This window comes from Pseudomonas sp. GOM7, assembly GCF_026723825.1.
GTDB lineage: Bacteria > Pseudomonadota > Gammaproteobacteria > Pseudomonadales > Pseudomonadaceae > Aquipseudomonas.
Genome location: NZ_CP113519.1, coordinates 3,711,710 through 3,736,372, shown reverse-complemented (window position 1 = coordinate 3,736,372; position 24,663 = coordinate 3,711,710). Strand labels below are relative to the sequence as shown.

Genomic DNA, 24,663 nt, shown 5'->3' with positions numbered 1-24,663 from the left:
GCTATCTTTGATTGCCATGCCGCTACGCAACGGGGCGTGGCGGCATGGCCTGTGGTTCAGGTGCTTTCGCGCAGCATCAGCTCGAAGCCCAAGTCGTGCACCTGCTCGGGCGGTGTTTCGCCAGCGATCAGGCCGAGCAGCATCTCGGCAGCGCGGCGGCCGATCGCTTCACGTGGGGTGCGAATGCTGCTCAGGCGCGGCACGCTGAAGGCTGAGGCCTGCAGGTCGTTGAAGCCCAGCACCGAGAGGCGTTCGGGGATGCGGATGCCCTGGCGCAGAGCTTCGAGCAGGGCACCCTGGGCCAGGTCGTCGTTGCCGAAGAAGATGGCGTCCAGATCCGGGTGCTCGGCCAGCAGGCGGGCGAACAACTCGCAGCCCAGGCCGACGGTGGATTGCCGTGGCGTCAGCACCTCCAGGGTTGGGTCATAGAGGCCGGCGCGTTGCAGTACGCGGCGGAAGCCTTCGCCACGCAGCAGGGTGCGTTGATCCAATTGCGCGCCGACGAAGGCCAGGCGGCGACGGCCCCGGCCGATCAGGTGCTCGGCGGCACAGGCACCGGCCTGCACCTGGGAGAAACCGACGCAGTGCAGGCCGGCGCCGGGGTCGATGTCCATCATGTAGACGCAGGGAATGCCACTGGATTCGAGCAGGCGCCGCGCGCTCTCGGTGCGCTCGAAGCCGGTCAGCAGCATGCCGCGCGGCTGATGAGCCAGGTAGTTGCGGATCAGGTCTTCTTCTTCGTCACGCGAGTAGTGCGAATTGCCGATCAGCACTTCCAGGCCGCGTGGGCGCATCACGGCGTGGATGGCCTCCAGGGTCTCGACGAACAACTGGTTGGTCAGCGACGGCACGATCACCGCGATGCTCTGGCTGTGCGAGGAGGCAAGGGCACGGGCGGCCGGGTTGGCCACGTAGCCCAGCTTGCTGGCGGCCTCGCGTACCTTCTGCACCAGCTCTTCGGCGACGCTGGGAATGCCGCGTAGCGCGCGCGATGCGGTGATCGGGCTGACGCCGGCGTGGCGGGCCACCTCGTTGAGGGTCGGGCGCCCCGTGGTACGGGTGCTTCTACCTGTCTTGGACGTGCTCATCAGGGCTTATCGCCTGTCGTGTTTTTTATATTTTGCGGCACTCGAGCCCTGTATCGCGAGCCCTGCGCGTTCATCGGCCCGGGGTGGGCCTGCTTGCCAAGGTGAAATATCGGTTCTAGGATAGCGCTGTCTTTGGGGTGTTACAAATGCTCTGACACCTCATGAAGGCCTAAAAAGCAGAGATATCCTGCATTTTTTTGCCGTGGCGAGAACAAATACAATTTCATGGAGCGCTTTCTCCGTTGTTTTATCTGAGATAGCGCTACTTCTACGAGGTGCTTATGCATCCACCTATCCAGGCCCTGGTGATCATGGGTGTTGCCGGCTGCGGCAAGAGCAGTGTCGGGCAGGCCATCGCCCAGCGCAGCGATGCCCTGTTCATCGAAGGCGATGCCTTTCACCCTGCCGCCAACATCGCCAAGATGAGTGCCGGCATTCCCCTTGACGATCATGACCGCGCGGGCTGGCTGCAGCGCCTCGGCGAGGAGCTGCGCAGCGCCACCCGTGGCGGTCGGCGCGCCGTGCTGACCTGCTCGGCGCTACGTCAGTGCTATCGCCGCCAGTTGCGCCAGGCGGTGCCCGGGCTGGGCTTCGTCTATCTGGAGCTGAGCCGGGAAATGGCCGGGCAGCGGGTCGCCAATCGCCCCGACCACTTCATGCCGGCCAGTCTGATCGACAGTCAGTTCGCCGCCCTCGAACCCCCACACGTCGAGCCACTGACTCTAGTGCTCGACGCCACCTTGCCCGTCGACCAACTCGGCCTCGAGGCCGAGCGCTGGTGGAAGTCGACGGACGCCCTCGCGAGGCCAGCCTGACCACGCCTCGTTCCATTGCATTGCTCTACGACAAGAATAATGAGGTAGACCATGAACTCACTGGCTTCCACGCCCGACGCCACGCTGTTGTTGCTCACGGCTGCAGGTGCCGTTGCCTTGCTGCTGCTGTTGATCATGCGCTTGAAGGTGCATGCCTTTCTCGCCCTGGTGCTGGTCAGCGTCGTCACGGCGCTGGTCACGCGCATACCCTACGATCAGGTGGTGCCGACGCTGTTGACCGGCTTCGGCAATACCCTGGCTTCGGTCGCTTTGCTGGTTGGCCTGGGCGCCATGATCGGGCGCCTGCTGGAAATGACCGGCGGTGCCCAGGTGCTGGCCGATACCCTGATCGGTACCTTCGGTGAGCGGCGCGCGCCGCTGGCGCTGGGGGTGGCCTCGCTGCTGTTCGGCTTCCCCATCTTCTTCGATGCCGGGCTGGTGGTGATGCTGCCGATCATCTTCAGCGTGGCCAAGCGCTTTGGTGGCTCGACCCTGCTCTATGCCTTGCCGGCGGCCGGCGCCTTCGCCGCCATGCATGCACTGGTGCCACCGCATCCAGGGCCGGTCGCCGCCGCTGATCTGCTCGGTGCCAACATCGGCTTGCTGGTACTGGTCGGTGGCCTTATCGCCTTGCCCACCTGGTACGTCGGCGCCTACCTGTTCGGGCAATGGGCCGGCAAGCGCTTCGAGGTGAAGCTGCCGAGCACCTTCCTCACCGACGTCGAGCGTGATGCCTCTGTGACGCCGCCGAGCTTCGCCCTGGTGCTGGCGATCCTCTTGCTGCCGTTGCTGTTGATCTTCCTCGATACCGGGCTCAATACCCTGACGGTGATGGGCTACGTGCAGGCGGGCGACGCCTGGGTGCAGTTGCTGCGCATGCTGGGCAAGACCCCCGTGGCGCTGTTGCTCACCACTTTCCTGGCGCTGGCGATGTTCAGCGGTCGCTACAGCGCCAGGCATCTGGAGAAAGCTTGCGAGGGGGCACTCGGGCCGATCTGTTCGATCGTGCTGGTGACCGGCGCCGGCGGCATGTTCGGCAACGTGCTGCGCACCAGCGGCATTGGTGATGCGTTGTCGTCGCTGCTGGCCGATACCGGCTTGCCGGTGATAGTCGCGGCATTCGTCATCTCCGCCGCACTGCGCGTGGCGCAGGGCTCGGCGACCGTGGCGCTGACCACCGCAGCAGCGCTGATGGCGCCCACCGTGGCCGTGACGCCGGGGCTCAGCCAGTTCGACCTGTGTTTCATCGTGGTCGCTATTGCCGGTGGGGCGACGGTGCTCTCGCACGTCAACGACTCGGGGTTCTGGCTGGTCAGCCGCTTCCTGCAGATGGACGAGAAGACCACCCTGAAGACCTGGACGGTGATGGAGACGCTGCTGGGTGGCATCGCCTTCCTGCTGGCTTTCATCGGCAGTTTGCTGCTCTGAGGCAGCCTGCAGGTCTTGGCGTTCAATGCAAACGCCCCGAATCAATCGGGGCGTTTGGTTGCTAAGCCGTCATCCAGTTGGGACTGACCATCTAGCTGGGCCTGTCAAGGCCTCTGTATCGATGTCGATGCTGTCCATCGGCATCGTGCTCTTGGGCGAAGCCGTTGCCGTTTCGAGGGAAACGGCAACGGCTTCCGTTCATCCTTGTTCTTGCGCCTCTTCCAGCGCCTGGCGGTAGGCATCGGCTTCTTCCTGAGAGCGGAAGATACCGACCAGTTCACCATTCTGAAGCACATCCCAGACCTCGATCCCCATGGCGCGGGCCTCGTGGGAAATATGTTCGTTGTCACGCTCATGCACGATCACGTTCATGCCTGTCTCCTCGAAATGCGGATGCGGCGATATGTCGCAGTTCTTTTATACGCCTCGTTAGCAAGCTAATTAAGTCGTTGTGCTTGTAACTAACTGTTGCGTGCATGCAACGAGCGAAACGGCATTATCGTTGTCGTGGTCGGCCTGCGAGCATCTGAAGTGGGTTGCTGCAGGGGGGGCTGGCTCACTCAAGCCACTGCGTTGGCGCAGTAAAAACCCGTCGCGAGGACGGGCTTAACCTGCTGCGCATCGATCAGTTGCAGACCTGGGCGATGGCGGCCGCCAGATACTCCAGGCGGTTGGCATCTAGGCCGGCGACGTTGGCGCGGCCACTGCCGACCAAATAGATGCTGAACGCTTCGCGCAGACGTAGCACCTGCAGAGGTGAGAGGCCGGTGTAGGAGAACATGCCGCGCTGTTCGGCGATATGCGCGAAACGCTGGCTCAGACCGTGCGGTGCCAGGGCTTCGACCAGGCCGCGCCGCAGGCTGGCGACGCGCAGGCGCATGTCTTCGAGCTCTTCTTGCCACAGGCACTTGAGTTCGTCATCACCGAGAATGCTGGCAACCACGGCGGCGCCATGGGCCGGTGGCGTCGACCACAGATTGCGGGCGATGAAGGCTAGCTGGCTGCGAATGTCGACAAGCTTCTCGGCATCGGCGGCGCAGACGATCAGAGCGCCAGTGCGTTCGCGGTACAGGCCGAAGTTCTTCGAGCAGGAGCTGGTGATCAGCAGTTCCGGCAGCTCGGCGGCGAACAGGCGCACGGCCCAGGCGTCCTGCTCCAGGCCATCGCCGAAACCCTGGTAGGCGAAGTCGATCAAGGGCAGCAGCTCACGCGCCTTGACCACCTCCAGCACGCGCTCGAAGTCCTGCTGGGTCAGATCGAAGCCGGTGGGGTTGTGGCAGCAGGCATGCAGCAGCACCACGTCGCCTTTGGGCAGGTGGGTGAAGGCGCCGATCATGGCCTCCACATCGAGGCGATTGTTCGAGTCGACATAGGGGTAGTGGCCGACCACCAGCCCGGCTTCGGCGAACAGGGTTTCATGAATCGGCCAGGTCGGGTCACTGAGCCAGATACCGCGCCCCGGTAGGCAGTGACGGATGAAGTCGGCGGCCAGGCGCAGGGCGCCAGTGCCGCCCGGCGTCTGCGTGGCGCCGGCACGTCGCTCGGCCAGTAGTGGGGAGTCGGCTCCCAGTACGAGCTGGCTAAGGCGCTCGGCGAAAAGCGCATCGCCATGGCCGCCGATGTATGTCTTGCTCAGTTCGCTATCGACCAGGCGCTGCTCGGCCAGCTTCACCGCACGTGGGATTGGCGTCAGGCCCTGGGCGTCCTTGTAGACGCCGACACCGAGATCCAGCCGGGCTGGATGGGTGTCGAGGAGATAGGCCTGCATCAGGCTGAGGATGGGGTCGCCTGGCACGCGGGCGACGCTGGCGAAATGGCTCACTTGCGGCCCTCGGCGCTGGCGGCGAGCAGATCGGTACGCGCCGCCATGATGAAGTCGTTACGGTGCAGGCCGCGCATCTCGTGGCTCCACCAGGTCACAGTGACCTTGCCCCATTCGGTGAGCAGGGCGGGGTGGTGGCCGACTTCCTCGGCGATGGCACCGACGGCATTGGTGAAGGCCAGGGCATGGCGGAAGTTCTTGAACAGGTAGACGCGCTCCAGCTCCATATGGTCGCCGCGTACCTCGACGTTCCAGTCGGGAATTTCGCGGATCAGCTCGGCCAGCTCGGCATCGGTGACTTTCGGCGCGTCGGCTCGGCAGGCTTCGCATTGGGCTTGGGCAAGGCTCATGGCACTACTCCTGAGTAGGGTTCTGGGTGGTATGGATCGCCGCCTGGTGACGGCCACTGGGCAGTCGTCACCGGCGAGACCTTTGGGGGGCATGGCGTGAAGCGTTCGCCCCCTTGCATGGACAGGCGAGGGCGTCAAACGCTCACGCGGCCTTCGGCGGAAATTTCGGCGCGTGCAATCCGAGCTGCATGGCCTGCTGCACCAGCGCCATGATGTCCTGTTGCGCCAGCTCGAACAGGCGCTTGAGTTGTGGCAGGACGAAATACACAGGTTGCAGGATATCGATGCGATAGGGCGTGCGCATCGCCTCCAGCGGGTCGAAGGCCAGGTGCTCGGGTACATCGGACAGGGCGTAGAGGGTTTCCCGTGGGGAGGAGAGGATGCCGCCGCCATAGATGCGCCGACCGGCTGGCGTGTCGAGCAGGCCGAACTCGATGGTCAGCCAGTACAGGCGCGCCAGGTAGACACGCTGTTCTTTCGTGGCCCGCAGGCCGAGCTTGCCGTAGGTGTGGGTGAATTCGGCGAACCAGGGGTTGGTCAGTAGAGGGCAGTGACCGAATATCTCATGGAAGATGTCCGGCTCCTGCAGGTAATCCAGTTCCTCGGGCGTGCGGATGAAGGTGGCGACCGGAAACTGCTTGCTGGCCAGCAGCTCGAAGAAGGTCTGAAAGGGGATCAGCGCTGGTACCCGCGCCACGCGCCAGCCCGTGCTGGTTTCGAGCACGCGATTGATTTCACCGAGCTGGGGGATGCGTTCCAAGGGCAGGTCGAGTTGCTCGATGCCATCCAGGTATTCCTGGCAGGCACGATTGTTGATCACCTCGAGCTGGCGGGTGATCAGGGTATTCCATACCCGATGCTCGCTTTCGGGGTAGTGGATAAAGCCACTCTCGTCCGGTTCTCGGGCCAGGTATTGCGTGCTCTTCATCGCTGCCTCCTGCGGGGCGCTGTTGTTCTTGTTCGCTCGCAGCATGGCCCTGGCAGGCGGCTGCAGCCAGGGCCTGCAGGGTGCGCCGGCGGACAGTGGTAGCAGGTTTCCGTAAAAATTTCTTTACGTACTGGCCGGTTCCTTGCTTTTTCTCGGTTCCAGCTCCTTGGTTCGTACAGTTTTCTTTACTGCCGATTGCGCGTCTGGGGCTTTTCTATCGTCGGCTTGTTGCCGATGTTTTTTGATGAAGGCTGTTGGTGAGGCGTTCGCCCCATGGTTCTGCGCCCTGGCGTTTTGCCCATGCGAGACAAGGGCAAGGTGCAGTCTCCTTCGTTCTTGTTGTGCCAATAGTTATTGGTGTTCGGCGTTATTAAGGAGAAACGGGTGCGTCATTCCTGACATGGCTAATGGCTTTTTACTAAGTTCAAGTTTTGTTGAGGGAGCAGTGACTAGATATTCATTGGAAGTTGATGACTTATTCGCTACGTCGACTCGTGAAAGAATCGTAGCCAATACTGTTGCTCTTTTACTGTCTGCATTATTGCGTCTTGTTGAGCAAGTAGCAGTCAGGCTGCGTAGGCGTGGTAAATAGAGTGTCCTGAGGTCACTGGCTTGGGGGAGGCGATCAGGCTGTACAGATATCCTGACAATGCGCGTGGCAATTTAATGAACAAATTCAGGTGTTCTGTAAGTTTATTTTTACGTCATGAAAACTTTACGCGCTCCGTTGGGTGGAAAGTAACTTGTACAGTGCCGAAAAGGCACGTTGTTATTGTTATTTGTTTGTGTAACAAAATATTTCAGTGGTGCGAGAAAGTCTGCCGAGGAAAAAAGGCGCCTTCTCCTCCGTGCATCCGATCATGGCTGACGATGCCGTCTTTTGGTCTGCCTTGCCTGAGTGATGAAGCTGTCTCCAGGGTCAGCTTCTGCTCTGGGCGAGCGTCTTGAAAATGGCGTCATTGACTTGTCGGTCACAATCTAGCTGCGCTATAAAAATTTGGAATTCTGCTGGGGGGAGCGGAATTCCAAACCTTTCACGAAGCTTTCATTCCTGTTTATGACGTTTTCTTGACGTTTTGCTCGAGCTCATCGATGAGAATGAATGTCTTTAAATTTCGTATTTATGGAGGCTGGGGCATGGAAACTAAGATACTGACTGCGGCAGGTTTCAATGTGTACACGGAGGTGTACTGGCGTGGTGAGCATGCCAAGACCCTGTTGCTGATCAATGGCGCGCTATCCACCACCGGGTCATTCGGGCAAACGGTCAAATACCTGCAACCACACTTCAACTTGGTACTGTTCGATCTTCCTTTCGCTGGAAAGTCGCGCGAGCACAACAAGTTGGCCAGTGTGGTGAGCAAGGAAGACGAAGTTCGGATCATTCTCGATCTGATCGAGCGCTTTCAGATCAATTATCTGTTGTCGGTATCCTGGGGCGGAGTGTCGGCGATGTTGGCGCTGGCTGAGTCACCACCGAGTGTCGAGCGGGCGATCATCAGTTCCTTTTCTCCGGTGATCAACGAGCCGATGCGTGATTATCTCGACAATGGCCAGGCTTATCTGGCTGCGCGTGACAAGCGCAAGATCGGCAGTCTGCTCAACGACACGGTGGGCAAGTATTTGCCCAGGCTGTTCAAGCTTTATAACTTCAAGCATCTGATCAGTCTGGCCGAGCACGAATACCAGCAGATCGAATTCCATATCGCTCAGGTTCGTGAACTGAGTGCCAAGAATTACGTGGAGCGCTTTGCCCAGATAAAAATCCCGGTATTGTTCGTCAACGGTGAGCGGGATGAGTACACGACCGCTGAGGACGCACGGCAGTTCGCCCAGTACGTGGCCAACAGTCATTTCGCGGTGGTGCCGGGGGCCGGGCATTTCCTCGACCTGGAGAGCAAGTCGGCCTGGTTGACGTCTCGCAAGACGGTGCTGGCCTTCCTGGAGGCCGAAGTCAGGGCGCCTGTGCATAGGGAGCTGTCACCTTCGCTGGTGTGATCGCTGGAGGGATCGGCAGGCAATGGGTCTGGGATTGGAAGCTGCAATGCGCTTGGATTGGCGTCGCTTTGTCGTGCTGGGGTTGATAGGAGCGCTGACGCTGGGTTGTTCTGCCGAGTCGGTGCCCGAGAAGCCGAGCGTGCGGGTGTTGGCGCAGCGGGTCGTGCAGGTGCCGGGGCGGGCGCACAGTCTGATGAGCGGCGATGTGCAGGCGCGCTTCGTCAGCGATCTCGCGTTTCCCAGCACGGGGAAGGTGGTGCAGCTCGCGGTCGATGTCGGCGACAGGGTGGTGGCCGGGCAGGTGCTTGGGCGGCTCGATCCGGTCGAGTTGCGTGCGACCCTGGAACTCAGCGAGGCCGACGTTCAGGCCTTGCAGGCACGGGTCGAGCTCGCCCGCGCCGATCATGCGCGCCAGGCACGCCTGCTGCCCAAGGGCTACACCAATCGCAACGAGTACGAGCGTGCGCAGGCTGCCCTGCAAGGCGCCGAGGCCGAATTGCGGACGGCCACGGCGCGGCGCCAGGTGGCCAGGGATGCCTTGGCCGACGCTGACCTGCTGGCGCTGGCCGATGGCGTGGTGGTCGCGCGTCCGGTGGCTGCCGGCGAGGTGGTGCAGGCCGGGCAGGTGGTGCTGTCACTGGCCCATGACGCGGCGCCCGAAGCGGTTTTCGACTGGTACGAGAAGCTGCCGGCAGGCCTGCAGGTCGGTGCTCCCATTCATCTGTACAGCTTGAACGAACCGGCACGCGAAATCATCGGGCAGGTGCGCGAAATCGCCCCACGGGTTTCCGCCCGTTCGGGCACCTTGCGCATCCGTGTCAGTCTGTCGGACGAGGCCGCGCGCTGGCCCTTGGGAACCGTGGTGGTGGCGCGCCTGAACGAACCCTTGGGGCCGGTGGCCGTGTTGCCCTGGGCGGCCCTGAGTCGCGATCAGGGCCAGCCAGCGGTCTGGCGTATCGATGCGCAGCAGCGTGTCAGCCTGGCGCCGGTCGAGGTCGCCCGTTACGAAAGCGGTCGGGTGCTGGTGGCCGCCGGTGTGCAGGACGGCGATCTGGTCGTGGCCCAGGGCGGGCAGTTGCTTTATCCGGGGCAGCGAGTCGAGGTGGCCGGCGTGCTTGCAGCCAGCGCCGACGAGGTGCAGCCATGAGGTGGGCGCCGTGCTGGCTGACGTTGCTGGGGCTGCTGCTGGGCTGCCGCGAACAGACGGCGGCGCTGTCGGTTGAACGCCCGGTGGCGTTCGCCGAAATCACCGATCAGCAGCACCAGTCCGAGGCGCGTTTCACGGGTACCGTGCAGCCGCGTGAGCAACTGGCAGCAGCCTTTCGCCAGAGCGGTCGCCTGCTCAGCCGGCAGGTGGAGGTCGGCCAGCGAGTGCGCCGTGGGCAATTGCTGGCGAGCCTGGAAAACACCGATCAGCACAGCGAGGTGCGCAGTCGCCAGGGCGAGCACCAGCGTGCCGAGGTGGCGTGGCGCAATGCCCGGGACGAGCTGGCGCGTTACCAGGGCCTGTATCGGCAGGGCGTTGGCAGCCTGGCCCGCCTCGAACAGTTGCACAGTGAGCTGCAGGTGCGCGCCGCGACCTTGCGCCAGGCGCGCATCGCCTTGCGTCGTGCCGAAGAGCATGTGCAGCAGACGCAGCTACTGGCGGATATCGATGGCGTGGTCACGGCCTGGCATGCCGAGGTTGGCCAGGTACTGGCCAGTGGTACGCCGGTGCTCGGCCTGGCGCGGCTGGACAGCCTGGAGGTCTGGGTCGATTTGCCCGCGCAGTGGTTGAGCGCGCTCGTGGCAACACCACCGCGTATTCGTGTGACCTCGCTGAACGGCGCGGACGAGGGCAGTTGGGCGCAGGTGCGGCAGATCGATCCGGTGCTGGATGCTGGCACCCGTGTGCAACGGGTTCGGCTGGCGCTGGAGCGGCTGCCGGCTGAGGTTCACCTGGGGTCGCTGGTCAGTGTGCAGCTCGTTGCGCCGCATACCGCACTTGCGCCGGAGCTGCCAGCTTCGGCGCTGTGGATGGAGGCCGAGCAGCACTTCGTCTGGCGCATCGAGGGGCAGAGTTCGCAGGTGCATGCCGTTGCGGTGGAAGTGCTGGGTGAGACCGGCACGAACGTGCGTGTGCGTGGCTCCCTGCAGCCGGGCGATCGTGTGGTCAGGGCCGGTGTCACGCGGCTTCGCGAAGGACAGCAGGTCAGGCTCGAGGAGCGCAGCGGTTCATGAAGGAAAGCTTCAATCTGTCCGGTTGGGCGCTACGCCACCGGACGCTGGTCTGGTACGCCATGCTGGTCACCTTGCTGATGGGAACCTTTGCCTATCTGCAACTGGGCCGCGAGGAAGATCCTGCGTTTGCCATCAAGACCATGGTGATCCAGGCGCGCTGGCCCGGTGCGACTCTGGATGAAACCCTGCAGCAGGTCACCGATCGCCTGGAGAAGAAGCTCGAGGAGATCGACGCGCTGGATTACGTGCGCAGCTACACCCTGGCCGGCGAGGCCACGCTGTTCGTCTTTCTCAAGAGCGAGACACCGGCACGGGCGATCCCCGATGCCTGGTACGCGGTGCGCAAGAAGATGCAGGACGTTCGTGGCGAATTGCCCGGCGGCGTGCAGGGGCCAGCGTTCAACGACGAGTTCGGCGATGTCTTCGGCAACATCTATGCCTTGACCGGCGAGGGCTTCTCCCCGCGCCAGTTGCGCGACTACGCCGAGCGCCTGCGCCTGGGCCTCAAGGGGGTGCCTGGATTGGGCAAGGTGGAACTGCTTGGCAGCCAGCCCGAGGTCATCTATCTGGACTTTTCCATTCGCCGCCTGGCGGCGCTGGGCATCGATCTGCGTCAGGTGATCCAGAGCCTGCAGGCGCAGAATGCGGTCACTCCGGCGGGCCTCATCGACGGCGCGCAGGAGCGCATCGCCGTGCAGGCCAGCGGCGCTTTCGCCAGCGAGGCGGATCTCGAGGCCGTCAGCCTGCGTTTCGGTGATCGCCTGCTGCGTCTGAGCGATCTGGCGCACATCGAGCGCGGCTATGCGCAGCCACCGACTTCGCTGTTTCGCTATAACGGCGAGGCGGCCATCGGCCTGGCCGTGGCCATGCAGGCCGGGGGCAACATCCAGGATTTTGGCGCGGCCCTGCAGCAGCGTATCGACCAGCTCGCCGCCGACCTGCCGCTGGGCCTGGATGTGCATCAGGTCTCCAGCCAGGCGCAGGTGGTGGACAAGGCCATCGGCACCTTCACCAAGGCCCTGTTCGAGGCGGTGCTGATCGTGCTGCTGGTCAGCTTCATCAGCCTCGGTCTGCGCGCCGGCCTGGTAGTGGCCTGTTCCATTCCGCTGGTGCTGGCGATGGTCTTTCTGTTCATGGCCTACAGTGGCATCACCCTGCAGCGCATCTCCCTGGGGGCCTTGATCATCGCTCTGGGACTGCTGGTGGACGATGCCATGATCACCGTGGAGATGATGATCAAGCGCATCGAGCTGGGCGACTCCCTGCCCAAGGCAGCGACCCATGCCTACACCTCGACGGCCTTTCCCATGCTCACCGGCACCCTGGTCACGGTCGCCGGTTTCGTGCCCATCGGTCTCAACTCCAGCTCGGCCGGGGAGTACGTGTTCACCATGTTCGCGGTGATCGCCGTGGCACTGCTGCTGTCCTGGCTGGTGGCAGTGGTTTTCGCACCCTTGCTGGGGGTATACCTGTTGCGCCGGCCGGCACAGGCCGAGGTGCATGGCCAGCGTGGCTGGGAGCGGCTGTTCTCTGGCTGGTTGGCATTGGCGTTGCGTCATCGTAATTGGACGGTGGGGCTGACCCTGCTGGCCTTCGCCCTCTCCCTGGCGGCGACGCCGTTGTTGCAGCGACAGTTCTTTCCCGACTCGGATCGCCCGGAGATCCTGGTGGACTTCCACCTGCCGCAGCAGGCTTCGCTCGAGGCCACACAGGCGCTGATGGATCGCTTCGAGCAGACCCTGCGCGATGACCCGGACGTGCTGCGCTGGAGCTCCTATGTCGGCAAGGGGGCGGTGCGTTTCTACCTGCCGCTGGATCAGCAATTGAGCAACCCCTTCTATGGTCAGGTGGTGGTCGTCAGCCAGGGCGGCGCGGCACGTGACCGCCTGCTCGCGCGGTTGCGCCAGCGCCTGCGCCAGGACTTCGTCGGCATCGGCTTCAACGTGCAGCCGCTGAACATGGGGCCGCCGGTGGGCTGGCCGATCCAGTACCGCATCAGCGGCGCGGATATCCAGCAGGTGCGGGCTCAGGCCATGAGGCTGGCGGCGATCATCGATGCCCATCCGCACATCGGCCAGGTGGTGTACGACTGGAATGAGCCAGCCAAGGTGCTGCGCATCGACATCGAGCAGGACAAGGCCAGGCAGTTCGGCCTGTCCACGCAGGACACCGCGCAAATCCTGCACAGCGTGGTGTCCGGTACGAGCATCACGCAGATCCGCGACGGCATTCATCTGGTCGATGTGGTGGCGCGGGCGCAGGCCGATGAACGGCAGTCCCCGGAGCTGATCGGTAGCTTGCAGATACCCTCTGCTCGTACGGGTGAATCGATTCCGCTGCTGGCATTCGCTAGTATCGGTTACGCGCAGGAGCAGCCTCTGGTATGGCGGCGCGACCGCCTGCCGACCATCACCCTGAAAGCGAACATCATCGGCGACCTGCAGCCCGATGCGCTGGTAGAAGGGCTGGGCTCGGCGGTCGATGACTTCGCCGCGCAGTTGCCGGCAGGCTACAGGGTGGCGGTGGGCGGCGCGGTCGAGGCCAGTGCGCGTTCGCAACAGCCTATCCTGCGGGTGGTGCCGTGGATGCTGTTTCTGATGGTGACCTTGTTGATGATTCAATTGCAGAGTGTGAAACAGGTGTTGCTGGTGCTGAGCGTGGCGCCCCTGGGGCTGATCGGTGTGGTGGGCGCCTTGCTGATGACCGGCTCGCCGCTGGGCTTCGTGGCCATCCTCGGGGTACTGGCGTTGATCGGTATCATCGTGCGCAACTCGGTGATCCTGGTCAGCCAGGTGGAGCTGTTCCGTCGGCAGGGGCTCGCCTTGCAGGCGGCCGTGGTGCGTGCCACCGAGCATCGTTGTCGGCCGATTCTGTTGACGGCGGCAGCGTCCGGCCTGGCGATGATTCCCATTGCCCGCGAGGCGTTCTGGGGGCCGATGGCCTACGCCATGATCGGCGGCATCGCCGTGGCCACGGTGTTGACCCTGATCTTCCTGCCTGCCCTTTATCTGGTCTGCCATGCGCATGACGAGGGGCAGAGCCGCGCGGTCGATCAGGTGCCCGCTGATGCATGAGCGCGCGATGATGGTCATGGGTTTGCGCCTGCGGGCGTGGCACTCTCTCACACAAGGACAAAAGACCATTGAGAGTTGTTGATTTGCGAGTGACTTGCCGTGCCTTGCCAGCGGCATATCGACAGGAGGGCGCCTCTAAAAACCTAAGCGACGACTGCAGGGATCAGGAAGCCGAGGTGGTTTTTAGAGCTGCTCAGGAGGGCTGCCATGCGCATTAAGGTGCATTGCCAAAACCGTGTCGGCATCCTGCGCGACATGCTCAACCTGCTGGCCGATTACGGCATCAACGTGGCCCGTGGGGAAGTGGGCGGCGAGCAGGGCAATGCCATCTACCTGCATTGCCCGAACCTGATCAACCTGCAGTTCCAGTCGCTGCGGCCCAGGATAGAGGCCATCGCTGGCGTGTTCGGCGTCAGGCGCGTGGGGCTGATGCCCAGCGAGCGCCGCCATCTGGAGCTCAATGCACTGCTCGGCGCCCTGGATTTCCCTGTGCTGTCCATCGACATGGGCGGTGCCATAGTCGCTGCCAACCGTAGCGCCGCCCAGCTTCTGGGCGTGCGCGTGGACGAGGTGCCGGGCATGGCGCTGTCGCGCTACATCGAGGATTTCGACCTGCCGGAACTGGTGCGTGCGAACAAGGCGCGGATCAATGGCTTGCGCGTGACGATCAAGGGCGACGTGTTTCTGGCCGATATCGCCCCGCTGCAGAACGAACACGATGACAGCGAGGCGCTGGCGGGCGCAGTGCTGACCTTGCACCGCGCCGATCGTGTCGGCGAGCGCATCTACCACGTGCGCAAGCAGGAATTGCGTGGCTTCGACTCGATCTTCCAGAGCTCCAAGGTGATGGCCGCAGTGGTGCGCGAAGCGCGGCGCATGGCACCGCTGGATGCGCCGCTGTTGATCGAAGGGGAGACAGGTACCGGCAAGGAATTGCTGGCCCGTGCCTGCCACCTGGCCAGCCCACGTGGGCAGTCGCCGTTCATGGCGCTCAACTGCGCCGGCCTGCCGGAGTCCATGGCCGAAACCGAGCTGTTTGGCTACGGCCCCGGCGCCTTCGAGGGCGCGCGCCCGGAAGGCAAGCTCGGCCTGCTGGAGCTGACGGCCGGCGGCACCCTGTTCCTCGACGGTGTCGGCGAGATGAGCCCCAGGCTGCAGGCCAAGCTGCTGCGCTTCCTGCAGGATGGCTGCTTCCGTCGCGTGGGCAGCGACGAAGAAGTGTATCTGGACGTGCGGGTAATCTGCGCCACTCAGGTCGACCTGTCCGAACTCTGTGCCCGTGGCGAATTTCGCCAGGATCTGTACCACCGCCTCAATGTGCTCAGCTTGCACATTCCGCCGTTGCGCGAATGCCTGGACGGCCTGGAACCGCTGGTGGCGCATTTTCTCGATTCGGCCAGCCGACAGATCGGCTGCGCGCTGCCCAAGCTGGCGCCACAGGCCTTGGAGCGTATGGCTCATTACCACTGGCCGGGCAATGTGCGGCAACTGGAGAACGTGCTGTTCCAGGCGGTATCGCTGTGCGACGGCGGTACGGTGAAGGCTGAGCATATCCGCCTGCCGGACTACGGCGCGCCACAGCCCCTGGGCGAGTTTTCAGTGGAGGGGAGCCTGGACGATATCCTCGGGCGTTTCGAGAAGGCGGTGCTGGAGCGTCTGTATCAGGAGCACCCGAGCAGCCGGCAACTGGGCAAGCGGCTCGGGGTCTCACATACCACCATCGCCAACAAGCTGCGTCAGCACGGGCTGGGCAAGGAGTAGGGGCGGTTACATCCCATGGGGTATCCGCTTCAACGACCGCCGTGCCAGGCCGCGACCACGCGCTCGCGCATGGCTCGGCGATCCTGCAGGCGGTCGATCATCCGCCCGGCCAGGTCGATCCAGTAGGGATCGGCCTGGGCCTGCACCACCGACAGGCCGGAGGCGAGATTGGCCCAGGCTGGCGGCAAGCGGCCGTGACGCAAGGCAAAGCCGCCGTCGCGGTCGCGTGCCAGGTAGCGTACACGGGTGATGCCGGCCAGCAGGATGCGGCCGTAGCACATCAGGCAGGGCTCGAGGCTGACATAGAGGGTCAGGCATCGGCGGTCGACCTGCGCATGCTCGGCTTCGAGCTGGTCGAGTACCTGCATTTCGGCGTGGGCGGCGCTGGCGTAGGTTGCGGCGAATACCTGGTTATGGGCGCTGCACAGCAGCTCACCTGCCTCATCCACCAGCAGGGCGCCGACCGCATAACAGCCTTCTTCGATGGCCAGCAGGGCCTGTTCGCAGCACAGCCTGGCCCAGGTGTCATCGGCATGGGTGCTGGTGGGCGCCTGCTGTAACAGGGCGAGATGCTCGGGGTTCATGCGCGTCTCCTGGGGGCAGGGTGTCGCGGGAGTATGGCCTGCCGTTTGGCCGGCGTTCTACGACCTTGGTGCAATAGGCAGGGCGTGCTCGGGTGGCGACACTGAGGTTGTCCTGATCATCCTGCGTGATCTGGGTGCAAGCGTTTCTGCATTCCTCCCCTGGAATGCCTTGAATGGGCGGGCGACCGAATTGGTCGCCCTTTTTTTGCCTGTTCGCAGGGGCAGTCCTGGCATCGGTCTGGCAATACGGTTCGAGCCTTTCATTGATCGTGCCCGTTTCACCTCTGGCAAACGCCCATAGAGAACGCGAAGGGCTCCTCTCATCATCCGAGCCAGGCGTCCGCCTGGCCTCGCAGCAGATGCGCTGAACTCGTGTGGCGCCCAAGGGTCAGTCTTCTGTCCCTGAATATTTCCAAATATGTCTGATATCGATGTCGAACATTACCAAGTGTGATTGGGCAGATATCTGCCTAGGCAGTATTGTGCATGGCACTAACTGCCTGGGCAGGTAAACACTGATGCCACATTTCGACCGTGAACGTTTCTCGCTGCAGCATTCACCCGGCCACCTGATCGCCCTGATCAACCAGCTCAAGGATCGGATTCTGGAGCGCCACGTGGTGGATCATCAGATCACCGCGGCGCAATTCAAGGTGGTGCTGCTGATCAGCCAGCAGCGCGCCAGTTCACCAGCCGATCTGGTGCGCCTGCTCAACCTCGACAGCGGGGCCATGACCCGCATGCTCGATCGCCTGGAGCACAAGGGCCTGCTGACCCGTGAGCGCAGCCAGGCCGACCGCCGCCAGGTGCACCTGCGCCTCACCGAAGCCGGCGAGGCGCTGGGCGTGCTGGGGCCGCAGATCGCGGCGGACGCCATCAATGAGCTGACCGGCTGCCTGACGCGCAGCGAACTCGACGAATTCCAACGCCTGATGAAGAAGATGCTGATGGCTGCCGACGCCTTGCCGCAGTTGCCAGGAGAATGAAGAACACCATGCCGTTGCGTACTCCCTTATCCGTGATTTTCAGCGCGCTGCTGCTGGCTGCCTGCGCTTCGCCGCAAGGACTGCTTACTCAAGGCCAGACCCTGGATGCCGGAAGCCTGCAGGGGCCTACCTTCAGCGGCGAGCTGTCGCCGGCGGCATGGCCGGCCAGTGACTGGTGGAACCGCCTCGGCGATCCACAGCTCAACGCACTGATCGACGAGGCCCTGCGCAGCAATCCGGATCTGCAGGTCGTCGACGCCCGCGCCCGTCAGGCCAATGCCACGGTGCTGGCGGCCGATGCCCAGCGCCAACCGACCCTGGGCATCGAGGCGGGTGTGACCCGTTCTCGCTCGGCACGGGTCGACGATCCCACTGGGCAGGGCAGGCGCTATGGCACCCTGCGCAGCCTGTCGCTGGAGGGTGGCTACCACTTCGATCTGTGGGGTGGCGACCGCGCCGCCTGGGAAGCGGCCCTCGGCCGCGCCCATGCCGGCGAGGTGGATCGCCAGGGCGCGCGCCTGACCTTGGCTGCCGAGGTGACCCGCGCATACAACGATCTGGGCCTGGCTTATGCCACTCAGGATCTGGCCGAGCAGGATCTCCAGCGCAGCCGTGACATGCTCGAACTGGGCCGCAGCCGTGTCGAGGCTGGCCTCGACAGCGAATACCAGTTGCAGCAGACCCAGAGCCTGGAGGCCGCCGCCGAAGCCAACCTGACCGCTGCCTCCCAGCGGGTCGAGAGTGCGCGCATTCGCCTGGCGGTGATGCTCGGCCAGGGCCCGGATCGCGGCGCCACGCTGCCGCGCCCGCAACTGATCGCACCCAGCGCGGTGAGCCTGCCGGCCAACGTGCCGGCGGAGCTGATCGGCCGTCGCCCTGATCTGGTGGCGGCACGCTGGCGCGTCGAGGCGGCCAGCCATGACATCGAGGCCAGCAAGGCCGACTTCTATCCCAATCTCAACCTGAGTGTTGCCGCTGGCAGCAAATCGCTGCTCGGCGATGCCATGTTCGGCGGTGCCAGCCGCTTCTTCAGTATCGCGCCAGCGCTGAGCCTGCCGATCTTCGACGGTGGTGCGCGCCGCGCAGCGCTGGCCGGGCGCAATGCCGACTACGACCTGGCTGTGGCGCAGTACAACCAGACACTGGTCACTGCGCTGGGGGACATCGGTGACGTTATCCAGCGCATCCATTCCCTGGAACGGCAGATCGAGCAGCAACAACGGGCCCGCGACATCGCCCGCAGTTCCTACGACATCGCCATGCAGCGTTATGCCGATGGCATCGGCAACTACCTCGATGCCCTGAGCGTCGAGCAGCAACTGCTGCAGAGCGAACGTCAACTGGCCAGCCTGCAGGCCGAGCGCATCGACGCTTCGGTGCTGCTGATGCAGGCCCTCGGTGGCGGCTTCGAGGGCGCCACTGTGTCATCCACTTCCGCACGCTGAGTACTCGCCATGACCGACTCTCAAGCCACTTCTGCCACCGATAACTCGGGCAAGCGCAAACGCCTGTTGCTGGGCCTCGGTGCCATCGTCGTGCTATGCAGCGCGGCGGTCTTCGCCTACCACGAGCTCTATGGCCGCTTCTACGAGGAAACCGACGACGCCTATGTCGGCGGCAACCTGGTGCAGATCACCCCACGCATCACCGGCACCGTCACCCGTATCGCCGTGGACGATGGCGACTACGTCGAGGCCGGCCAGCCACTGGTCTGGCTGGACCCGGCCGATACCCAGGTGGCGCTGCAGAGCGCCGAGGCCAACCTGGCGCGCACCGTGCGCCAGGTACGCGGGCTGTACAGCAACGTCGACAGCTACAAGGCGCAGGTGGCCTCGCGCAGGATCGACGTGCAACGCGCCCAGGCCGATTACCAACGCCGGGTGGCTCTGGCCAGCAAGGGGGCGATCTCCCGCGAGGAGCTGGCCCACGCCCGCGATACGCTGAACAGTGCCCAGAGCGCACTGGTCGCCGCCCAGCAGCAACTGGACAGCAACCAGGCGTTGGTCGACGACACAGTGATCGCCTCCCACCCGGAGGTGAAGAGCGCCGCTGCGCAGTTGCGCCAGGCCTTCCTCAACAATGCCCGCACCACGCTGCTGGCGCCGGTCAGCGGTTACGTGGCACAGCGTTCGGTACAGGTGGGCAGCCGCATTCAGCCGGGCGCGGCGTTGATGGCCGTGGTGCCGCTGCATGACATCTGGGTCGATGCCAACTTCAAGGAAACCCAGTTGCGCGAGATGCGCATCGGCCAGCCGGTGACCGTCGAGGCTGACCTGTACGGCGACGACGTGGTCTACCAGGGCCATGTCGAGAGCCTGGGCGTGGGCACCGGTAGTGCCTTCTCCTTGCTGCCGGCGCAGAACGCCAGCGGCAACTGGATCAAGATCGTGCAACGTCTGCCGGTGCGCATCCAGCTAGACGAAGAGGCCCTGGACAAGCATCCGCTACGCATCGGCCTGTCCACCACGGTGACCGTCGACCTGCACGACCAGAGCGGCCCTCAGCTATCGACGCAGATGCCCAAGCAGGCGCGCTTCAGCACGGCGGTCTATGACGAGCCGCTGGCCGAGGCCGATGCGCTGATCGAACGCATCATCCACGCCAACGGGCCACAGGCCTCGAGCGCCGAGCCGGCACGGCAGAACTGAGATGAGCGACGCCAATTTCCGCCCGGCCAGCATGCTGCTGGCCACCATCGGCATCTCCCTGGCGACCTTCATGCAGGTGCTCGACACCACCATCGCCAACGTGGCCCTGCCGACCATCTCCGGCAACCTGGGGGTCAGTGCGGAGCAGGGCACCTGGGTGATCACTTCCTTCGCCGTGTGCAACGCCATTGCCTTGCCGTTGACCGGCTGGCTGGCGCGGCGCTTCGGCGAGGTGAAGCTGTTCCTCGCCGCGGTGGTGCTGTTCGTGATCAGCTCGTTCCTCTGCGGCATCGCCCGCTCCATGCCCGAGCTGGTGGTGTTCCGTGCGCTGCAGGGGCTGGTGGCCGGGCCGCTTTACCCCATGGCGCAAACGCTGCTGCTGGCGATCTTTCCCAGTGCCAAGCGCGGCATGGCCCTGGCCTTGTTGGCGATGGTCACGGTGGTGGCACCGATCATCGGGCCGATTGCCGGTGGCTGGATCACCGACAGCTATAGCTGGCCGTGGATCTTCTTCATCAACGTACCCATCGGCATTCTCGCCACCCTGGTGGTCTGGGCGCAGATGCGCAACCGCCCGGAAGTCACCGAGCATCAACCCATCGACTACGTAGGGCTGATGCTGCTGGTGCTCGGCGTCGGCGTGCTGCAGGTGGTGCTGGACAAGGGCAACGACCTGGACTGGTTCGAGTCTGGCTTCATTCAGATCGGCACCGCCATCTCGGTGGTCTCGCTGGTGGCCCTGGTGATCTGGGAGCTGACCGACAGGCACCCGATCATCAACCTGCGCCTGTTCATGTATCGCAACTTCACCTTCGGCACCCTGGCGCTGGTGCTCGGCTATTCCGGCTTCTTCGGCATCAACCTGCTGCTACCGCAGTGGTTGCAGACCCAGCTCGGCTACACGCCGGTCTGGGCCGGACTGGCGGCGGCGCCCATCGGCATCCTGCCGTTGTTCCTGTCGCCGCTGGTGGGCAAGTACGCGCACAAGGTCGATCTGCGCCTGCTGTCCGGTGCCTCGTTCCTGGTGATGGGCGTCTCGTGCTTCATACGCGCCTCGTTCAATACCGAGGTGGATTACCGGCATATCGCCGAGGTGCAGGTGTTCATGGGGCTGGGCGTCGCACTGTTCTTCATGCCCACCACCAGCATCCTACTCTCCAGCCTGCCGCCGAGGGACATCGCCGACGGTTCCGGCCTGGCCACCTTCCTGCGCGTGCTGGGTGGTAGCTTCGCCTCGTCGCTGACGACCTGGATCTGGCACCGTCGGGAGATCTACCACCACGCGCAACTGACCGAGCACATCACGGCCTACGACCCGACCACCCAGCACTATCTCGAGCAACTTGGTGGCGCTTCGCAATCGGCTTATGCGCAGATCGACCGGGTGGTGGAAAGCCAGGCCTACATGCTCTCCACCGTGGACTACTTCACCCTGCTGGGCTGGTTGTTCCTCGGCCTGATCCTGATCATCTGGCTGGCCAAGCCGCCATTCTCGGCCAAGGGCGCGGAGGCGAGTGGCGGGCATTGAACACGGCGTTCGCGTCTCAGCCTTGCGCTTCGCTCATCCACTTGGGCTTGGGATAGCGACGATCCGCCTTGCCGGCCTTGAGAATCGCGCCGGGCACGTCGTGGCCGATCAGCTCGGGTAGGGTGGCGGCGGCTTGGAGCAGGGCGTCGAGATTCACGCCGGTATCCAGGCCCATGCGCTGGAACATGTGCACCAGATCCTCGGTGCAGATATTGCCGCTGGCGCCGGGTGCATAAGGGCAGCCGCCGAGCCCGCCGAGCGAAGCATCGAAACGGTCGATGCCGGCATTCAGCGCCGCCAGGGCGTTGGCCAGGCCCATGCCGCGGGTGTTGTGAAAGTGCGCGGTGAACACCGCCTCGGGCCAACGCTGCAGGGCCGCGCGGCAGATACGCTCGACCTGCGCCGGGTCGGCCATGCCGGTGGTGTCGCATAGGGTCACGCCTTGCACACCGATTGCCAGCAATCGCTCGGTCAGCTCATGCACGCGGGCCTCGGGCACTTCACCCTCGAAGGGGCAGCCGAAGGTGGTCGACAGCGAGGCGTTGATAAATACGCCGCTGCCCCGAGTGACCTCGATGATCTCGGCGAACTGCGCCAGCGACTGCTCCGGCGTCATGCGCAGGTTGGCCAGGCCATGGGTGTCGCTGGCCGACATCACCAGATTGATCTCGTCCACCTCGCAGGACAATGCCCGCTCGCAGCCCTTCACGTTGGGCACCAGCACGGTGTACTCCACGCCTGGCACGCGCTGGATGCCGCGCATCACCTCTTCGGCATCGCGCAGGTTGGGAATCGCCTTGGGCGAGGTGAAGGAGGTGACCTCGATCTTCGCCAAGCCGGTGTGGGACAGGCGGTCGATGAGGGCGATCTTGTCTGCGGTGGGCACGAAGGCGGCTTCGATCTGGAAGCCGTCACGGGTGGCGACGTCCTGGATATAGAGGCGTTTGTTCATGGGTAATCCTCAAGAGGAGCTGCAAGCCGCAAGCTTCAAGCTGCAAGTAAAAGCTTGTAGCGGCGTAGGGTGCGCTGTGCGCACCGGCTTGGGCTGCGGTTGTTCTGGTGCGGCTGTTCCGGTGCGCACGGCGCACCCTACGCGGTAGCTGCCGTTAAATAACCCCGCGCTCGCGCAGCCCCGCGACCTGCTCATCGCTCAGGCCGAGGCCGGCGAGGATGTCGTCGTTGTGCTCACCGAGTTGCGGGCCGCCGCTGCCGATACGGCCTGGCGTGCGGCTGAGCTTGGGCAGCACGCCCGGCACCTTGAGCGGGCCGACGCTGGTCTGTACCTGCTCGATCATCTGCCGCGCCAGGTAGTGCGGGTCCTGCACGATATCGGCGGCGGTATAGGGGTAGCCGGCCGGCACGCGGGCGCCCTTGAGCGCTTCGATCACCTCGTCGCGGCCGCGCTGGGCGGTCCATTCGGCGATGGCGCCGTCGATCAGCTCGGCGTGCTGGCTGCGCCCGTCGTTCTGCGCCAGGCGTGGGTCGTTGCCCAGGTCGTCGCGGCCGATCAGGCTCATCAGGCGCTTGTAGATGCTGTCGCCATTGCCGGCGATCAGTACGTAGCTGCCGTCCTTGCAGGGGTAGGAGTTGGAGGGGGTGATGCCGGGCAGGGCGCTGCCGGCCGGCTCGCGGATGTAGCCGAAGGCATCGTATTCGGGGATCAGGCTTTCCATCATGGCGAACACCGATTCGTACAGCGCCACGTCGATTTCCTGGCCCTCGCCGCTACGTGCACGTTCCTGCAGGGCCAGCAGCACACCGATCACCCCGTACAGCGACGACAGCGAGTCGCCGATGCTGATGCCCACACGCACCGGCGCCTGGCCGGGGTAGCCGGAGAGGTGGCGCAGGCCGCCCATGGCTTCGCCGATCACGCCGAAACCGGGCAGGTCGCGGTAGGGGCCGGTCTGCCCGTAACCGGAGATGCGCAGCATGATCAGCCGCGGGTTGATCGCCTTCAGCGCCTCGTAGCCCAGGCCCCAGCCTTCCAGTGTGCCAGGGCGGAAGTTCTCCACCAGCACGTCGGCCTCGGCTACCAGCTTGCGCACGATGTCCTGGGCTTCGGCCTGCTTCAGGTCGAGGGTCAGCGAGCGCTTGTTGCGCGACTGCACATGCCACCAGAGCGAGGTGCCGTCCTTGATCTTGCGCCATTTGCGCAGCGGGTCGCCGACGCCCGGCGGCTCGATCTTGATCACATCGGCGCCGAATTCGCCGAGCAGCTTGCTGGCGAAGGGGCCGGCGATGAGCTGGCCCATCTCGATCACCTTGAGCCCCTGCAGGGCCATGTTGCTGGTGTTGCTCTGAGTCATGGCTGCACCTGATATGCCTGTGCGTTTCTCGTGGTGCGCAGGATGGCGCAGCGGCGCGGTGGCGACAATTGCCCAATGGCCAAGCTAGGCTTCGCGTATCGCGAAGTGGCATGCTGTAAATCAGCTTTCTGGCAACTTCGCTTCGCCAGGCACGAAATGGAGACCCTCATGCGCCGCATCGATTTCGTCACCCTCAAGCTGTTCGTGGCCATCGCCGACGAGCGCAGCCTGACCCGCGCCGCCGAGCGCGAGCACCTGGCTTTGGCGGCGGTCAGCAAACGCGTCAGCGATCTGGAAAGCCAGCTCGGCATCGCGCTGCTCTATCGTCAGTCCAAGGGTGTCGAGCTGACCCCGGCCGGCCACGCGCTGCTGCACCATGCACGCAACATGATGGACAACCTCGAACAGCTCAACGCTGACCTCAGCGAGTTCAGCGAAGGGGTGAAAGGCCATGTGCGCATCCACGCCAACACCTCGGCGGTGATCGAATTCCTGCCCGAGGATCTGGCCAGCTTCAGCCGCCTGCACCCACAGGTGAAGATCGATCTGGAGGAGCGGGTCAGCAGCGAAACCATCCGCGCCGTGCGCGAGGGGCTGACCGATATCGGCATCTTCGCCGGCCACGTGCCGGCCGAGGATCTGCAGGTGTTCACCTACCGCCATGACCAACTGGTATTGGTCACTCCGCGCGAACATCCGCTGGCCGAACGCGACGGCCTGTTCCTGCGCGAGGCGGTGGGCTTCGATTTCATCGGCCTGCAGCAGGACGCCTCCTTGCACGGCCTGCTGCAGCAGGCGGCGCACAGCCAGGGCGTGAACTTGCGCCTGCGCATCCAGGTGCGCAGCTTCGAGGCCATCTGCCGGATGATCCACACCGGCATGGGCGTCGGCGTGTTGCCGGATCTGGCGGTGCGTACCTACCTGCCGGCGCTGGATGTGCGGGTGATCCCGCTGCACGACCCCTGGGCCCGGCGCGAACTCAAGGTGGCGGTGCGCAACCAGGACAACCTTTCGCTGACCGCGAAGCAGATGCTCGATCACCTGCGCCATAGCTCATCAACAGAGGGGGACTTGGCGCTGCCTTCGTGAATGCCGAAGGCTCGCTTGTCCAAATGTGAATTTCA

20 protein-coding genes are annotated in these 24,663 nt (G+C 64.1%); 12 read left to right on the top strand and 8 right to left on the bottom strand.

Features of this window, described 5'->3' with window-relative positions; translation table 11 throughout:
* Positions 1-56: 56 nt before the first annotated feature.
* Positions 57-1,088: a LacI family DNA-binding transcriptional regulator gene (locus tag OU800_RS16385; RefSeq protein ID WP_268178385.1), complete on the bottom strand. Its 1,032-nt coding sequence runs from the start codon at positions 1,086-1,088 to the stop codon at positions 57-59.
* A gap of 281 nt (positions 1,089-1,369) precedes the next feature.
* Here OU800_RS16385 and OU800_RS16380 point away from each other — a divergent pair, with 281 nt between their 5' ends.
* Together OU800_RS16380 and OU800_RS16375 are read left to right on the top strand one after the other, a co-directional pair.
* Complete coding sequence (locus OU800_RS16380) at positions 1,370-1,903, top strand: gluconokinase (RefSeq protein WP_268178384.1); 534 nt, start codon at positions 1,370-1,372, stop codon at positions 1,901-1,903.
* A gap of 51 nt (positions 1,904-1,954) precedes the next feature.
* Positions 1,955-3,331: a GntP family permease gene (locus OU800_RS16375; RefSeq protein WP_268178383.1), complete on the top strand. Its 1,377-nt coding sequence runs from the start codon at positions 1,955-1,957 to the stop codon at positions 3,329-3,331.
* Between the two features lie 198 nt (positions 3,332-3,529).
* On the opposite strand, the gene OU800_RS16370 is transcribed toward OU800_RS16375, so the two are convergent.
* The 4 genes from OU800_RS16370 to phhA all read right to left on the bottom strand — a co-directional run bounded on the left by OU800_RS16370 (position 3,530) and on the right by phhA (position 6,431).
* Positions 3,530-3,703 carry a hypothetical protein gene (locus OU800_RS16370; protein WP_268178382.1) on the bottom strand — a complete coding sequence of 58 codons (174 nt, stop codon included), beginning with the start codon at positions 3,701-3,703 and terminating at the stop codon, positions 3,530-3,532.
* Positions 3,704-3,956: 253 nt separating this feature from the next.
* The gene (locus OU800_RS16365; protein WP_268178381.1) at positions 3,957-5,153 is read right to left on the bottom strand and encodes an amino acid aminotransferase; all 1,197 of its coding nucleotides are present in this window, start codon (positions 5,151-5,153) and stop codon (positions 3,957-3,959) included.
* Positions 5,150-5,503, bottom strand: coding sequence for a 4a-hydroxytetrahydrobiopterin dehydratase (locus OU800_RS16360; protein WP_268178380.1), 354 nt, complete (start codon positions 5,501-5,503; stop codon positions 5,150-5,152). The genes OU800_RS16365 and OU800_RS16360 overlap by 4 nt, the downstream gene beginning before the upstream one ends.
* 142 nt (positions 5,504-5,645) lie before the next feature.
* Complete coding sequence (gene phhA / locus OU800_RS16355; RefSeq protein ID WP_268178379.1) at positions 5,646-6,431, bottom strand: phenylalanine 4-monooxygenase; 786 nt, start codon at positions 6,429-6,431, stop codon at positions 5,646-5,648.
* 1,092 nt (positions 6,432-7,523) lie between these two features.
* Between phhA and OU800_RS16350 the strand changes: the two genes are divergently transcribed.
* The 5 genes from OU800_RS16350 to OU800_RS16330 all read left to right on the top strand — a co-directional run bounded on the left by OU800_RS16350 (position 7,524) and on the right by OU800_RS16330 (position 15,484).
* Positions 7,524-8,429 carry an alpha/beta fold hydrolase gene (locus OU800_RS16350; RefSeq protein ID WP_330221392.1) on the top strand — a complete coding sequence of 302 codons (906 nt, stop codon included), beginning with the start codon at positions 7,524-7,526 and terminating at the stop codon, positions 8,427-8,429.
* A 46-nt stretch (positions 8,430-8,475) separates the two neighbouring features.
* Positions 8,476-9,576, top strand: a complete 1,101-nt coding sequence (locus tag OU800_RS16345; protein ID WP_268178377.1) for an efflux RND transporter periplasmic adaptor subunit — start codon at positions 8,476-8,478, stop codon at positions 9,574-9,576.
* Positions 9,573-10,649 (top strand): efflux RND transporter periplasmic adaptor subunit, encoded by a 1,077-nt coding sequence (locus OU800_RS16340; RefSeq protein WP_268178376.1) that lies wholly within the window; start codon positions 9,573-9,575, stop codon positions 10,647-10,649. Before OU800_RS16345 ends, OU800_RS16340 begins: the two co-directional genes overlap by 4 nt.
* On the top strand, positions 10,646-13,723 hold the full coding sequence (locus OU800_RS16335; protein ID WP_268178375.1) for an efflux RND transporter permease subunit: 3,078 nt from the start codon (positions 10,646-10,648) through the stop codon (positions 13,721-13,723). The genes OU800_RS16340 and OU800_RS16335 overlap by 4 nt, the downstream gene beginning before the upstream one ends.
* 207 nt (positions 13,724-13,930) lie before the next feature.
* Complete coding sequence (locus OU800_RS16330; RefSeq protein ID WP_268178374.1) at positions 13,931-15,484, top strand: sigma-54-dependent transcriptional regulator; 1,554 nt, start codon at positions 13,931-13,933, stop codon at positions 15,482-15,484.
* Between the two features lie 29 nt (positions 15,485-15,513).
* Here OU800_RS16330 and OU800_RS16325 read toward each other — a convergent pair whose 3' ends face one another.
* Complete coding sequence (locus tag OU800_RS16325) at positions 15,514-16,068, bottom strand: nucleoside deaminase (protein ID WP_268178373.1); 555 nt, start codon at positions 16,066-16,068, stop codon at positions 15,514-15,516.
* Between the two features lie 518 nt (positions 16,069-16,586).
* Here OU800_RS16325 and OU800_RS16320 point away from each other — a divergent pair.
* From OU800_RS16320 to OU800_RS16305, 4 genes are read left to right on the top strand one after another with little or no spacing between them, the layout of a single operon-like run.
* Complete coding sequence (locus tag OU800_RS16320; protein WP_268178372.1) at positions 16,587-17,054, top strand: MarR family winged helix-turn-helix transcriptional regulator; 468 nt, start codon at positions 16,587-16,589, stop codon at positions 17,052-17,054.
* 8 nt (positions 17,055-17,062) lie between these two features.
* Positions 17,063-18,499 carry an efflux transporter outer membrane subunit gene (locus tag OU800_RS16315; RefSeq protein WP_268178371.1) on the top strand — a complete coding sequence of 479 codons (1,437 nt, stop codon included), beginning with the start codon at positions 17,063-17,065 and terminating at the stop codon, positions 18,497-18,499.
* 9 nt (positions 18,500-18,508) lie between these two features.
* Entirely contained in the window at positions 18,509-19,702 is a 1,194-nt protein-coding gene (locus OU800_RS16310) for an efflux RND transporter periplasmic adaptor subunit (protein WP_268178370.1), read from the top strand.
* 1 nt (position 19,703) lies between these two features.
* The gene (locus OU800_RS16305; RefSeq protein ID WP_268178369.1) at positions 19,704-21,230 is read left to right on the top strand and encodes a DHA2 family efflux MFS transporter permease subunit; all 1,527 of its coding nucleotides are present in this window, start codon (positions 19,704-19,706) and stop codon (positions 21,228-21,230) included.
* Between the two features lie 16 nt (positions 21,231-21,246).
* Here the strand turns inward: OU800_RS16305 and OU800_RS16300 are convergent, their stop codons facing one another.
* Both OU800_RS16300 and OU800_RS16295 read right to left on the bottom strand, forming a co-directional pair.
* Positions 21,247-22,182, bottom strand: coding sequence for a hydroxymethylglutaryl-CoA lyase (locus OU800_RS16300; protein ID WP_268178368.1), 936 nt, complete (start codon positions 22,180-22,182; stop codon positions 21,247-21,249).
* A gap of 154 nt (positions 22,183-22,336) precedes the next feature.
* Entirely contained in the window at positions 22,337-23,539 is a 1,203-nt protein-coding gene (locus OU800_RS16295; protein WP_268178367.1) for a CaiB/BaiF CoA transferase family protein, read from the bottom strand.
* A 168-nt stretch (positions 23,540-23,707) separates the two neighbouring features.
* On the opposite strand from OU800_RS16295, the gene OU800_RS16290 reads away from it, so the two are divergent.
* A complete protein-coding gene (locus OU800_RS16290) occupies positions 23,708-24,628 on the top strand; it encodes a LysR substrate-binding domain-containing protein (protein WP_268178366.1) in 921 nt (306 codons plus the stop codon).
* Positions 24,629-24,663: the final 35 nt, after the last annotated feature.